Consider the following 12,715-nt stretch of genomic DNA (forward strand, 5'->3'; position numbering starts at 1 on the left):
GGGCGACCGTACGGGTGCGCGACTCGTACACGTGTTCTAGCATGGCGTCATGATGCTGCAGGGATCGCTGCTGGACCAGGTCGACGAGGTCGGCCTGCGTCCCCTCGACGGCGGGGTCCGCCGCACCGTCCTCGACCACGGCGCGTGGGTCGACGTCCGGCCGGGCTGGGTCACCGGCTCGGACGAGCTCTTCTCCCGGCTCGCCCTCGGCGGACCGGCCGGCGTCGAGTGGCACGGCGAGGAACGCCAGATGTGGGACCGCCAGGTCACGACACCCCGGCTGCTGCGCTTCTACGCCGAGCGCGAGCGGCTCCCCGACCCGGTGCTGACCGCCGCGCGGGAGGATCTCAGCCGCTGGTACGCCGCCGAGCTGGGCGAGCCGTTCGCGACCGCCGGGATGTGCCTCTACCGCGACGGCCGCGACAGCGTCGCGTGGCACGGTGACCGGATCGGACGCAGCAAGGAGCACGACACCATGGTGGCGATCGTCTCGATCGGCGCGCCCCGTGCGCTGCTCCTGCGCCCCCGGGGCGGGGGCGAGAGCATCCGGCACGTCCTGGGTCACGGCGACCTGCTCGTCATGGGCGGGTCCTGCCAGCGGACGTGGGACCACTGCGTCCCCAAGACGTCCGCGCCGGTCGGGCCGCGCATCAGCATCCAGTTCCGACCCCGCGGCGTGCGCTGAGCCCCATCCGAGGTCCTGAGTATGCGTCCGGTGCGGGCTGAGTATGCGTCCGGTGCGGGCTGAGTATGCGTCCGGTGCGGACTGAGTATGCGTCCGGTGCGGGCTGAGCACGCGTCCGGTGCGGGCGCGGTCAGGCGTGCAGCGCGAGGAGGTCGCGGACGGCCGCCGCGTCACGGGCGGTGACGGCGCTCGCCGCCAGGTCCTGCATCCCCCGCAGCGACCCCGCCCGGAGCCGGGCCTTGATCGTCGGGACCGCGCTGGGCGAGGCGCTGAGCTCGCGCACGCCCAGCCCGACGAGCAGCCCGGCGACGTCCGGGTCGCTGGCCAGCTCGCCGCACAGGCTGACGACGACGCCCTCGGGCGCCCGGTCGCAGATGCAGCGGATGAGCTGGAGCACCGCCGGGTCCAGCCCGTCCGACCACGTCGCGACGTGCGGGTTGCAGCGTTCGGCGGCCAGGGTGTACTGGCTCAGGTCGTTGCTGCCGATAGAGATGACGTCGAGGCCGTGGGCCAGGCGCGCCAGGCGCACCGCGACGGCGGGCACCTCGACCATGATGCCGACGCCCAGCTGGTGGGGCGGTGCCGACAGCCCGACGCGGCGGGCCGCCTCCTGCAGCCGGGCCCGCGCCCAGTCCACGTCGTCCAGCGAGGTCACCATGGGGAACAGCACATTGAGGCGCTGGCCGCGCGCGACCCGGCACAGCGCCTCGAGCTGGTCGAGCAGGAGGGCCGGGTCCTTGCGGAAGGCACGGATCCCCCGCACGCCGAGGAAGGGGTTGGTCTCCTCCTCGATGGGGATGAAGTCCAGCGGCTTGTCACCGCCGACGTCCCACGTCCGGATGGTCACCGCGTGCGGGTCGAAGGCCTGCGCGATCGCGGAGTAGACCTCGACCTGCTGGTCGACGGTCGGGGCGCGGTGCCACTGGGCGAAGACGGCCTCGGTGCGGACCAGCCCGGACCCCTCGGCCCCGAGCCCGGCACCCAGCCGGGCGGTGGCGACCGAGGACACGTTGGCCTTGACCGTGACCCGGGCCCCGTCGCGCGTCACGACCGCGAGGTGGGTGTCGGCGAGCGCCTGCTGGCGCTCGGCGGCGCGCCGCTCGAGCATCTGGGAGAAGGCGGTCTGCACCTCGGGCACGGGGTCGATCTCCAGCCGCCCGGCCCGCGCGTCGAAGGCGATGAGGGTGCCCGCCGCGACGTCGGCACGCGCGCCGGCGCCGGTCAGCACCGGGAGCCCGCGCGCGCGGGCGATGAGCACCCCGTGGCCCAGGGCGCCGCCCTGCCGCGTCACGACCCCGCGGATGGCGCCGGCGTCGAGGGAGATGGCCAGCGCCGGGTCGAGCTCGTCCACGACGAGCACGCCCTCCCCCAGGGCCTCGGGTTCGCCGACGTCGAGCAGCACCCGCATCACGCGCTCACCGATGCTGCGCACGTCCTGCGCGCGTTCCTGCAGGTAGGCGTCGGGCAACGCCTCGAACCGGCCGGCGACGTCCTGCACGGCGTCCTGCCAGGCCAGGACCGCGGCCTGCCCCGTGCCGATGCGCCGGGAGACGTCCCCGAGCAGCTCGGGGTCCCGCAGGAGCGCGGCGTGCGCCTCGAACACCTCCGCCTGCCCGTCGCCGAGATGGCGGCGCGCGCGGGCCGCCAGCTGCTCCAGGGCGTCGAGGGCCTCGGCGACGGCGGCGTCGAGGCGGTCCTGCTCCTCCTGCTCGCTGCCGGCGACGACGTCGTCGGGGTCCGGCACCGTCCGGTCGAGCACGGCGGGGCCCATGGCTGCCTCCAGTCCGGAGCCGGCCACCCCCGGCTCCTCGCTCACCGAGGGGGCCGGTGCGTCGTCGTCGGCCAGCGGCTGGGCCGGGCCCGGCTCGTCGCCGAAGGCGGTCGCGGCCAGCTGCTCGATCTGGCGCAGCACCTCCTCGGCACGCTCCCCCGTCGCCTCCACCCCGAGCACGTGGCCCTGGCGGGCGCCCAGCGTCGCGACGCCGGACAGGCTGAGGGCGTCGACCGGCCCCGCGCCGGTGGTGACGTTCCGGACGCGCACCCGGGTGCCGGGCGAGGCGGCGGCCGCCGTGGACACGAACCGGGCGGCGGGCCGGGCGTGCAGGCCGTGCTCCCCCGTCACCGAGACCTCCACCCCTGCCCAGTCGCCGGGCTCCTCGGCGGCAGCCGCGTCGCCCGTCCCGTCCCCGGGCCCGGCGGCGTCCGCGGTGTCCCCGAGGTGGGAGGTCTTGGCGTCGAGGCCGCGCCGCGCCTCGGCGGAGCAGGTCGCCAGGTCGGCGCCGGTGCCCGCGGCCACGGTGGCCGCCACCAGCCCCTCCACCAGCGGCGCCGGGCTGACCTGCACCCGGCCCGCGACCTCGGGGTCGACCATCTCCAGCGCCATCTCGGTCGAGAGCACGGCGCTGCCCAGGTCGACCAGCACGAGGACCCCGGCACCCTCGGACGCCTCGTCCGCCCGTCCCAGCGCCTCGGCGATGTCGACGGCGTCGGTGCCCGTCGTGTCCTCGTCCAGCCCCGCGGCCACCTCCAGACGGGGCCCGTCCTCCGGGCTCATCTCTGCGGCCAGGGCGACCGCGGCCCGCGCCAGGGCACGGCTGTGCGAGACGACGACCAGCGAGATCATCGCGCCCGGCTCACGAAAGGGTCTTCGCGGCGGCCTCGATGAGCAGGGTGGCGCTCGTGGCCCCCGGGTCCTGGTGACCGGCGCTGCGCTCCCCGAGGTAGGACGCACGGCCCTTGCGCGCGACCATGGGCTCGGTCGCGTCCCGGCCCCGCGCCGCCGCGTCCGCCGCCTCGCGCAGCGCCTCGGCCAGCTCGCACCCGGACCCGGCCGCGGACTCGAACGCCTCCAGCGCGGGGGAGAACGCGTCATACATCGTCTTGTCGCCGGCCTCGGCCTTGCCGCGCGCGACGATGCCCTCGACACCGGCGCGCAGCGCCTGGCCGAACTCCCGGGCACCGACGTCCTCGCTGGCCGCCAGCGGCCCCGCCAGCCGGAGGAAGAACGTGCCGTAGAGCGGCCCGGAGGCGCCGCCGACCGTGCTCACCAGGGTCATCCCGACCTTCTTGAGGTAGGCGTCGATGCTGGCGAAGTCCTCCTGCTCGGCCAGGGCAGCGCACGCGGTCAGCCCCCTCCTCATGTTGCTGCCGTGGTCGGCGTCGCCGATCGCCCGGTCGAGCTCGGTCAGGTCGTCGGCGTGAGCCGTGATGCTCTCCGAGCACGCGGCGATCCAGGACTGGAATGCGGTGAGGTCAGCCATGCGCTCATCCTCCCCATCGCAGGCCGGGCGTGTCCACGGGGGCGTCCCAGAGCCGCACCATCTCCTCGTCCACCCGCAGCAGCGTGACCGAGCAGCCGGCCATCTCGAGGGAGGTGATGTAGTTGCCGACCAGCGAGCGGGCCACGGTGATCCCGGCCTCCTCGAGCAGTCGCGCCACCTCGCCGTACATGACGTAGAGCTCCAGCAGGGGCGTGCCGCCCATGCCGTTGACGAAGGCGAGGACCGACTCCCCGCGCTCCAGGCCGAGGTCGGAGACGACCGGCTCGACGAGGCGGGCGGCGACGTCCCGTGCGGGCGCGATCTTCTCGGTGGAGCGGCCCGGTTCGCCGTGGATGCCGATGCCGATCTCCATCTCGTCGTCGGCCAGCTCGAAGGTCGGCTGGCCCGCGGCGGGAACCGTGCAGGAGGTCAGGGCGATGCCCATGGACCGGCCCTGGGCGTTGACGCGGCGCGCCAGCTCCGCGCAGGCCGCGAGGTCCTGGCCCTCCTCGGCCGCCGCCCCCACGATCTTCTCCAGCAGCACGGTGACCCCGACGCCCCGACGACCTGCGGTGTAGAGGCTGTCCTGGACGGCGACGTCGTCGTCGGTGACGACGGCCTCGACCTGCACGCCCGAGTCCGCGGCCAGCTCGGCGGCCATCTCGAAGTTCATGACGTCGCCGGTGTAGTTCTTGACGATGTGCAGCACCCCCGCGCCCCCGTCGACCGCGGTGGTCGCGGCGAGGATCTGGTCCGGCACCGGCGAGGTGAACACCTCGCCCGCGCAGGCGGCGTCGAGCATCCCACGGCCGACGAACCCGCCGTGCAGCGGTTCGTGGCCCGAGCCCCCGCCGGAGACGAGGGCGACCTTGCCGGAGACCGGCGCACCGGCCCGGAGCACGAGCTTGTGGTCCAGGTCGACGCGCAGGTGGTCGGGGTGGGCCGCAGCCATCCCCACCAGCGCCTCGACGACCACGTCAGCGGGGTCGTTGAGCAGTTTCTTCATGGTGCCCACTCTGCCACGGAACGGCGCTCCCGGGTATGCCCTCGCCCCGGCCGGTCGGTGCCGTCTCCGTCCCCGCCGCACGCCGGCCGCACCGGCTGTGGCGCGCACGTGAACGCCACAGCCGACGACACGCTCGGACGCACCGGCCCAGGCGTTCACGTGCGTGGCTGAGCCGCTCGCGGCGGGCGCGTCTCCGGGACGGGACCGGCGGGGCAGGGACAGGGCGCCGCGGTATGCCGTGGACGGGCGCGTCGCGCCGAGGCCGGGCAGGATGACGTCATGAGCGGCGACACGGCACAGCACGGTGGGAGGACGCCCGGCCCGACGGCCCACGCGAGCGAGGAGGGCCTGGCGGTGCGTGGTCATCTCTCGCGCGAACGGCTGGTCTCCTGGTCCGAGCTCTCGGACCTCCGGGCCGACGGCGGGAGATGGGTCACCGCCGTGACGGCCGCCGCGGGTCGGACCGGGGGTGCACACGGCGCGGGCGCCGGGATCAGAAGCCGAGCCGGTCGAGCGCCTTGGGGTCGCGCTGCCAGTCCTTGGCGACCTTGACGTGCAGGTCGAGGTGCACCCGGTGGCCCATGAGCTCCTCGATGCCCCGCCGGGCCTCGGTGCCGACGTCGCGCAGTCGGGAACCGCCCCGGCCGATGATGATGGCCTTCTGGCTGGGTCGCTCGACGAAGACGTTGACGCGGACGTCCGAGAGCGGTGAGTCCTCGGGGCGGTCCGGGCGCGGCACGATCTCCTCGACCTGCACGGCCAGGCTGTGCGGGAGCTCGTCGCGCACGCCCTCGAGCGCCGCCTCGCGCACCAGCTCGGCGATCTGCACGAGGGTGGACTCGTCGGTGATCTGGTCGGCGGGGTAGAGCTGCGGTGACTCCGGGAGGTAGGACGACAGCAGCTCGGCGACCTCCTCCACCTGGTCGCCGCGGGTGGCCGAGCAGGGGATGATCGCGTCCCACTCCCCCAGCCCGTCGATGGCGACGAGGTGCTCGGCCAGGCGGTCCCGGGTCACCGCGTCGGACTTGGTGGCGATGGCCACCACGGGCACCCGGCGGGCCCGGTGGAGGTCGGCCAGGTCACGGGCGATGAAGGTGTCGCCCGGACCGACCCGCTGGTCGCTGGGCAGGCAGAAGCCGATGACGTCCACGGAGAGCAGGGTCTCGCGGACGAGGTCGTTGAGCCGCTGGCCCAGCAGTGATCGCGGTCGGTGCAGGCCGGGGGTGTCGACAAGGACGAGCTGGGACTCCTCCGTCGTGCGGATGCCGCGGATCGCGTGCCGCGTGGTCTGCGGCTTGGAGGAGGTGATCGCGACCTTGCTGCCCACGAGGGCGTTGGTCAGGGTCGACTTGCCGGCGTTGGGGCGGCCGACCAGGCTGACGAACCCGGCGCGGTAGGCCTGCTCATCGGGCACTGGTGCTCACCTCATCCTCGTGGTGGGTGGACCGCTCGCCGCCGGCGACGAGGGTGTCGGCGGCACGGTCCGCGGCCTGCCCGTCCTGCGGCTCGGCGCGCAGGTCGTCCGAGGCGGCGGCCTCGCGGCGTCCGCCGGCGCGCGGGTCCTCCAGCGGCGCCTCGGGCTCCGGCTCGGGGACCCGGCGCACGAGCACGGTCGCGACCCGGCGCCGCCGTCCCGCCATGCGCTCCGCGGTCAGCTCCAGCCCCGCGACCTCCCCGACCGCCCCCTGGATGGGCACCATGCCGATGGCCGTGGACAGCAGTCCGCCGACGGAGTCGACGTCCTCGGTCTCGATCTCGACGTCGAACATCTGCGCCAGGTCGTCGACCGGCAGGTTCGCCGGCACCCGCGTGCGCACCGTCCCGTCGTCGAGGACGACCTCCTCGACGTCCACGCTGTCACGGTCGTACTCGTCGGTGATCTCGCCGACGATCTCCTCGACGATGTCCTCGATGGTGACGAGGCCCGCGGTGCCGCCGTACTCGTCGATGACGACGGCAACGTGCTGACGGCCGCGCTGCATCTCCTTGAGCAGGTCGTCGACCCGCTTCATCTCGGGGATCCGCTGGACAGGTCGCATGACGTCCGTGACCGGCACGACACCGGCCGTCTCCGGGCGGCTGTTGACCGCGCGCGCCACGTCCTTGAAGTAGAGCATGCCGAGCACGTCGTCGGTGTCCTCCCCCACCACCGGCACCCGGGAGAAGCCCGAGCGCAGCAGCAGCGACATCGCCTGGCGCAGCACCTTCTCGGCCTTGATGGTCACCAGGTCCGGGCGGGGCACCATGACCTCCCGGGCCACGGTGTCACCGAGCTCGAAGATCGAGTGGATCATCTCCCGCTCGTCGTCCTCGATCACCGAGGACTCCCCCGCCAGGTCGACCAGCTCGCGCAGCTCGGTCTCGGTGGCGAACGGCCCGTCGGCATATCCCCGCCCGGGGGTCACCGCGTTGCCGAAGAGCACGAGCAGCTTGGCGACCGGGCCGAGGAAGAGCCGCAGCAGGCGGACCACGGGCGCGGCGACGAGAGCCACCGGCTCGGTGTGCTGGCGCCCCAGCGTCCGCGGGGAGACCCCCACCACGACGAAGGTCACGACGACCATGATGCCGACGGCGATGAGCGCGGTCTGCAGGTGGGAGTCGGTGCGGATGTCGACGGCCACGGTCACCAGGACCGCGGTGGCCGCCTCGGCGGCGACGCGGACGAAGGCGGCGACGGCGAGGTATGGCGCGGCGTCCCCCGCGATGCGCTCCAGCGCCCGGGCCCCGGTGCGCCCCTCCTCGACGAGCTGCTCGGCCCGCCGCAGGCTGACCCGCTGCAGGGCGGTCTCGCCGGCCGTGAGCAGGAAGGCGATGGTCGTCGTGAGGACCGCGACGAGCACGAGCGTCGTCACGTGCGGCCCACCACGTCGTCGTCAGCCGCCCGGGTGGTCCGCCCCCGCTGGGCCAGGAAGGTCAGCAGCAGCGTGCGCTGCAGGTCGAACATCTCCCGCTCCTCGGCCTTGTCGGCGTGGTCGAACCCGAGCAGGTGCAGGATCCCGTGCGTGGTGAGCAGGAGCACCTCGTCACCGACCGCGTGGCCCGCCTGCTGGGCCTGGGTCCGCGCCACCGACGGGCACAGCACGACGTCCCCGAGGACGCCGGCCTCGGTGCCCGCGTCGTCCTCGGGTCGGCCGGCACTGCCTCCGGGGCGCAGCTCGTCCATGGGGAAGCTCATGACGTCGGTGGGACCGGGCAGGTCCATCCAGCGCTCGTGCAGGTGGGCCATCGTCTCCTCGTCCACGAGGGTGATGGTCAGCTCCGCCCGGGGGTTGACCTGGAGCTGGTCCAGCACGTGCCGCCCCAGGTCGGCGAGCTCCTGCTCCGGCACCGGTGCCGGGACCTCCCCCGACTCGTTGAGCACCTCGATCATCAGGTGTCCTCCCGGGCGGGCGACCCTCCACCCGTCGGCCCGGACGCCTGGCGCCGCGGGCCCCGCCGCTGGCGTCGCTCGTCGAACCGGCCGTAGGCGTCGACGATGTCGCTCACCAGCCGGTGACGCACGACGTCCTGGCTGGTGAGGTGGGAGAAGTGGATGTCCTCCACGCCGTCCAGGATGTCCTGGACCACGCGCAGGCCGGACTGGGTGCCGCCGGGCAGGTCGACCTGCGTCGTGTCACCCGTGACGACCATCTTCGAGCCGAACCCGAGCCGGGTGAGGAACATCTTCATCTGCTCGGGCGAGGTGTTCTGGGCCTCGTCGAGGATGATGAACGCGTCGTTGAGGCTGCGCCCGCGCATGTAGGCCAGCGGGGCCACCTCGATGGTGCCCGCCGCCATGAGCTTGGACATCGACTCGCTGTCGACCATGTCGTGCAGGGCGTCGTAGAGGGGCCGCAGGTAGGGGTCGATCTTGTCGGTGAGGGTGCCCGGCAGGAAGCCGAGGCGCTCCCCCGCCTCGACCGCCGGGCGGGTGAGGATGATCCGGTTGACCTGCTTGGCCTGCAGCGCCGCAACCGCCTTGGCCATCGCCAGGTAGGTCTTGCCGGTGCCCGCCGGGCCGAGCCCGAAGACGATGGTGTGGGCGTCGATGGCGTCGACGTAGTGTTTCTGGTTGAGGGTCTTGGGCCGGATCGTCCGGCCCCGGCTGGAGACGATGTTCATCGTCAGCACGTCCGCCGGTCGGTCGGAGGTGGCGGTCCGCAGCATGCCGATGCTGCGCTCGACGGCGTCCCGGTTCAGCGGCTGGCCGCGCCCGACGATGGCGAGCAGCTCGTCGACGAGGCGTTCGACGAGGGCTAGCTCGGCGGAGTCGCCGGTGAGCCGGAACTCGTTGCCGCGCACGTGCACGTCCACCTGGGGGAAGGCGCGCTCGACGGTGCGCAGCAGCTCGTCGCGGGGACCCAGGAGGGTGACCATGGGCACCTCGTCGGGGATGACGACGGTATGCGTGGGCTGGGGTCGTGGGCTGGTGTCGGTCTGCGTCATCAGGGTCTCCATCCTAGACGGCGGGGCCGACGGACGCCGTCCGTGCGGGCCGCGCCCGCGCTGCGCTCAGCACCGAGAGGAGTCCGACGGCGACGGAGACGACCAGGGTCCCGACGAAGGCGGCGTGCGGGGCGGTGCCGTAGGTGAGGCCGAAGACCACCCCGGTCGCGGCCAGGGCGAGGGCGCTGGCGAGGGCCTCGCCCACCTGCAGGGCCGAGGAGTTGCGGCCGACCTCCTGCTCGCTGGACAGCCGCAGGGTGAGGACGGAGGTGTTGGGGTAGGCGACGCCGACCCCGAAGGTCGCGAGGCCGTACAGCGCGATGACGACCCACCCGGGCCAGGACCCCCAGACGCCGACCCCCAGGACCGCCATGACCACGGCATACCCGAGGACGCCGGCGAGCATCAACCGGTAGCGGTCGCCCTCGGGGGCCGCCCGGCCCTGGAACCACGAGCCGAGGGCCCAGGTGACCGAGGCGGCGGCGAGCACGCCGCCCGCCTGCGCCGGGCTGTAGCCGTGCTCGTCGCGCAGCATGAGCGGCAGGTAGGCCTCGGCCGCGACGAAGGAGGCGCCGAGCGCGGCGCGGACGCCGATGACCGAGGGCAGCCCGCGGGCGAGCGCGAGCGCCCCGCGCGGAAGGAGGTGGTGGGCCGCGACGGCGAGCAGGACCAGCAGGACCGCGCCCAGGGCGTACTCCCACGGCTGGATGCGCTCACCGGCGAGGTTGAGCAGGCCGACGCCCACGGCGGCGAGCACCGCCCAGCCGATGATGCCCGGCCGGAGGTGACCGGCCTCGCTGCTGGGCCGGGTCGCCCGCAGCGCGGGACGCAGCACCACGAGCGCCAGCAAGAAACCCGGTGCCACCCCGAGGAAGACCCAGCGCCAGGACAGGTGCTCGACGACCAGACCGGTGAGCAGGGGCCCGGCCAGCCCCGGCAGCACCCAGGCCGCGGCCAGCAGCGAGAACACCGGGGGCCGGAGCGCGTCGGGGACCCGCTGGGCGATGACGACGTAGAGCGCCACGCTGGCCAGCCCGCTGCCCAGGCCCTGGAGTCCGCGCCCGACGACGAAGACCTCCATCGAGGTGGCCAGGCCGGCCACCAGCAGGCCGGCGACGAAGGCGGCGCCGCCGCCGAGGACCACCGGTCGGGGGCCGGAGCGGTCCGACCACCAGCCGCCGACGATCATCCCCACCACGCTGGCGGCGACGGTCGCCCCGAACGCCATGTTGTAGAGGTGGTAGCCGTCCAGGGCGGCGGCCACCGTGGGCATGGCCGCGCCGACCGCGATGTACTCCAGCGCGAAGATCGCGATGAGCACGGTCGCGCCGACCGAGGCGCTGCGGACCCCGGGCGAGAAGATCGACCGCGGCTCCTCGCGCACCCCGGCCGCGCGGGTGGGGGTGGTCATCGCCACGCCCGTGAGGAGGCGGCCGCGAGGACGGCCAGCGCCGCCGGCCCGGCCGTGGAGGTGCGCAGCACGCTGCGGCCCAGCCGCACGGCACGCCCCTCGACGTCGAGCAGGTCGGACAGCTCCTCCGGGGCGATGCCGCCCTCGGGGCCGACCACGAGGAGCACCTCCCCGACCTCGGGGAGCTGCACGGTGCTGAGCGGCTCGGTGGCCTCCTCGTGCAGCACCAGGACGAGGTCCGCCCCGGCGGCCCGCTCCAGCAGACCACGCCGCCCGACCGGGTCGGCGAGCAGCGGCCGCCGGAGCCGGCGCGACTGCTTGGTGGCGGCCACGATCGTCTGGTCCCACCGGCGCAGGGCCTTGGCCGCCCGCTCGCCGCGCCACCGCACGATGCTGCGGTCGGCCTGCCACGGCAGGATCTCGGTGACGTCGAGCTCGGTCGCCGTCTCGACGGCCTGCAGGTCGCGGTCGCCCTTGGCGAGGGCCTGGGCCAGCACGAGCCGCCGCTGCGGCGCGTCCTCGGCCAGCCGCTCGGTCACCCGGAGGCGCAGCGCATCGTCACCAGCACCGACGACGCGGCACCGGGCTCCCTGTCCGGCGCCGTCGGACACGACCACGCTCTCCCCCACCGCGATGCGCTGCACGGTCGCCGCGTGCCGGCCCTCGGGACCGTCCAGGACGATGTCGTCATCGACGAGGGAGGCCGTGGGCAGCAGGAAGAGCGGGTCGCTCACGGCCTACCTGCCACGCAGCGCGTCCCAGAGGCTGTGCTTGCGACCCACCCCGCCGGCCGCGCCCATGCGCCCGGTCGGGCTCGACTCGCCCCGGCTCTCGGCCAGCTGCGCCAGCAGGTCGCGCTGGGTGTCGTTGAGCCTGGTGGGCACCTTGACGTCGAGGTGGACGACCAGGTCGCCGCGGCCCTCGCCGCGCAGGTGGCTGATGCCCTTGCCGGCCAGCGGCACCGTCTGGCCGGGCTGGGTGCCCGGGCGCAGGTCGACCTCGACCGGGCCGTCCAGGGTCTCCACGGGCAGGGTGGCCCCGAGCGCGGCCGCGGTCATCGGCACCTCGAGGGTGCAGTGCAGGTCGTCGCCGCGGCGGGTGAAGACGTCGTGCGGCTCCACCTGGATCTCGACGTAGAGGTCGCCCGGCTCACCGCCGTAGGGACCCACCTCGCCCTCGCCCTGGAGCGCGATCCGGGTCCCGGTGTCGACGCCGCCGGGCACCTTGAGGGTGAGGTCGCGACGCGTGCGGACCCGACCCTCGCCCGAGCAGTCGAAGCACGGGTGCTCGATGACGTCGCCGAAGCCGCGGCACGCCTGGCACGGGCGGGAGGTCATCACCTGGCCGAGGAACGAGCGCTGCACCTGCTGGACCTCCCCGCGCCCGCTGCACACGTCGCAGGTGCGAGTTCCGGAGCCGGGCTGCGCCCCGGCGCCGGAGCAGGTGCTGCACACCACCGCGGTGTCGATCTGCAGGGTCTGCTCACCCCCGAAGGCCGCCGTGGGCAGGTCGATGTCGAGCCGGATGAGCGCGTCGTGGCCCCGCTGGGTGCGCGAGCGCGGCCCCCGCGCGCCGGCGGCGGTGCCGCCGAAGAACGCGTCCATGATGTCGCTGAAGGTGAAGCCCTGGCCGAAGCCCCCGGTGGCGCCGCCGTAGGGGTCCTGACCCCGGTCGTAGGAGGCGCGCTTGGCGGGGTCGCCGAGCACGTCGTAGGCCTGGCTCACCCGCTTGAACTCCGCCTCGGCCTCGGCCCCGGGGTTGACGTCGGGGTGCAGCTGGCGGGCCTTCTTGCGGTAGGCCTTCTTGATCTCCTCGGGGGTGGCCTCGCGGGCGACACCGAGGTCGGTGTAGTAGTCGTTCACAGCGTGGGACGTCCTTGCGGTCTCGTCGTGTGCGGTCTCGTACGGGTCCGGAGGGTGCAACGGTCG

General features: G+C 74.2%; 12 protein-coding genes. 2 read left to right on the plus strand and 10 right to left on the minus strand.

Features of this window, described 5'->3' with window-relative positions; all coding sequences use genetic code 11:
* Window positions 1–49: 49 nt before the first annotated feature.
* Window positions 50–685 carry an alpha-ketoglutarate-dependent dioxygenase AlkB gene (locus tag AVL62_RS14675; RefSeq protein ID WP_058892399.1) on the plus strand — a complete coding sequence of 212 codons (636 nt, stop codon included), beginning with the start codon at window positions 50–52 and terminating at the stop codon, window positions 683–685.
* Window positions 686–815: 130 nt separating this feature from the next.
* Here AVL62_RS14675 and ptsP read toward each other — a convergent pair whose 3' ends face one another.
* From ptsP to dhaK, 3 genes are read right to left on the minus strand one after another with little or no spacing between them, the layout of a single operon-like run.
* The gene (ptsP, locus tag AVL62_RS14680; RefSeq protein WP_058892400.1) at window positions 816–3,308 is read right to left on the minus strand and encodes a phosphoenolpyruvate--protein phosphotransferase; all 2,493 of its coding nucleotides are present in this window, start codon (window positions 3,306–3,308) and stop codon (window positions 816–818) included.
* Window positions 3,309–3,318: 10 nt separating this feature from the next.
* Window positions 3,319–3,945 carry a dihydroxyacetone kinase subunit DhaL gene (gene dhaL / locus AVL62_RS14685; protein WP_058892401.1) on the minus strand — a complete coding sequence of 209 codons (627 nt, stop codon included), beginning with the start codon at window positions 3,943–3,945 and terminating at the stop codon, window positions 3,319–3,321.
* A gap of 4 nt (window positions 3,946–3,949) precedes the next feature.
* Window positions 3,950–4,951, minus strand: a complete 1,002-nt coding sequence (gene dhaK / locus AVL62_RS14690) for a dihydroxyacetone kinase subunit DhaK (RefSeq protein WP_058892402.1) — start codon at window positions 4,949–4,951, stop codon at window positions 3,950–3,952.
* A gap of 279 nt (window positions 4,952–5,230) precedes the next feature.
* On the opposite strand from dhaK, the gene AVL62_RS18260 reads away from it, so the two are divergent.
* Window positions 5,231–5,503 carry a PH domain-containing protein gene (locus AVL62_RS18260; protein ID WP_083518990.1) on the plus strand — a complete coding sequence of 91 codons (273 nt, stop codon included), beginning with the start codon at window positions 5,231–5,233 and terminating at the stop codon, window positions 5,501–5,503.
* Here the strand turns inward: AVL62_RS18260 and era are convergent.
* Genes era through dnaJ form a run of 7 tightly spaced genes read right to left on the minus strand, consistent with a single transcriptional unit; the run spans window position 5,445 to window position 12,649 of the window.
* Entirely contained in the window at window positions 5,445–6,365 is a 921-nt protein-coding gene (gene era, locus AVL62_RS14695; protein WP_058892403.1) for a GTPase Era, read from the minus strand. The genes AVL62_RS18260 and era overlap by 59 nt on opposite strands.
* Complete coding sequence (locus AVL62_RS14700; protein WP_058892404.1) at window positions 6,355–7,803, minus strand: hemolysin family protein; 1,449 nt, start codon at window positions 7,801–7,803, stop codon at window positions 6,355–6,357. Before AVL62_RS14700 ends, era begins: the two co-directional genes overlap by 11 nt.
* A complete protein-coding gene (gene ybeY / locus AVL62_RS14705; RefSeq protein ID WP_058892405.1) occupies window positions 7,800–8,324 on the minus strand; it encodes an rRNA maturation RNase YbeY in 525 nt (174 codons plus the stop codon). The genes AVL62_RS14700 and ybeY overlap by 4 nt, the downstream gene beginning before the upstream one ends.
* Window positions 8,321–9,376: a PhoH family protein gene (locus AVL62_RS14710; RefSeq protein WP_058892558.1), complete on the minus strand. Its 1,056-nt coding sequence runs from the start codon at window positions 9,374–9,376 to the stop codon at window positions 8,321–8,323. The genes ybeY and AVL62_RS14710 overlap by 4 nt, the downstream gene beginning before the upstream one ends.
* Before the next feature lie 13 nt (window positions 9,377–9,389).
* A complete protein-coding gene (locus AVL62_RS14715) occupies window positions 9,390–10,787 on the minus strand; it encodes an MFS transporter (protein ID WP_058892406.1) in 1,398 nt (465 codons plus the stop codon).
* Complete coding sequence (locus AVL62_RS14720) at window positions 10,784–11,521, minus strand: 16S rRNA (uracil(1498)-N(3))-methyltransferase (RefSeq protein ID WP_058892407.1); 738 nt, start codon at window positions 11,519–11,521, stop codon at window positions 10,784–10,786. The genes AVL62_RS14715 and AVL62_RS14720 overlap by 4 nt, the downstream gene beginning before the upstream one ends.
* A gap of 3 nt (window positions 11,522–11,524) precedes the next feature.
* Complete coding sequence (gene dnaJ / locus AVL62_RS14725) at window positions 11,525–12,649, minus strand: molecular chaperone DnaJ (protein WP_058892408.1); 1,125 nt, start codon at window positions 12,647–12,649, stop codon at window positions 11,525–11,527.
* Between the last annotated feature and the right edge of the window lie 66 nt (window positions 12,650–12,715).

The sequence above is a fragment of the Serinicoccus chungangensis genome (assembly GCF_001483745.1).
GTDB classification, from domain to species: Bacteria; Actinomycetota; Actinomycetes; order Actinomycetales; family Dermatophilaceae; genus Ornithinicoccus; species Ornithinicoccus chungangensis_A.

Coding starts and splice junctions, on each gene's coding strand:
- AVL62_RS14675 (WP_058892399.1), top strand. CDS start 50: ATGATGCTGCAGGGATCGCTGCTGGACCAGGTCGACGAGGTCGGCCTG.
- ptsP (WP_058892400.1), bottom strand. CDS start 3,308: ATGATCTCGCTGGTCGTCGTCTCGCACAGCCGTGCCCTGGCGCGGGCC.
- dhaL (WP_058892401.1), bottom strand. CDS start 3,945: ATGGCTGACCTCACCGCATTCCAGTCCTGGATCGCCGCGTGCTCGGAG.
- dhaK (WP_058892402.1), bottom strand. CDS start 4,951: ATGAAGAAACTGCTCAACGACCCCGCTGACGTGGTCGTCGAGGCGCTG.
- AVL62_RS18260 (WP_083518990.1), top strand. CDS start 5,231: ATGAGCGGCGACACGGCACAGCACGGTGGGAGGACGCCCGGCCCGACG.
- AVL62_RS14710 (WP_058892558.1), bottom strand. CDS start 9,376: ATGACGCAGACCGACACCAGCCCACGACCCCAGCCCACGCATACCGTC.
- AVL62_RS14715 (WP_058892406.1), bottom strand. CDS start 10,787: ATGACCACCCCCACCCGCGCGGCCGGGGTGCGCGAGGAGCCGCGGTCG.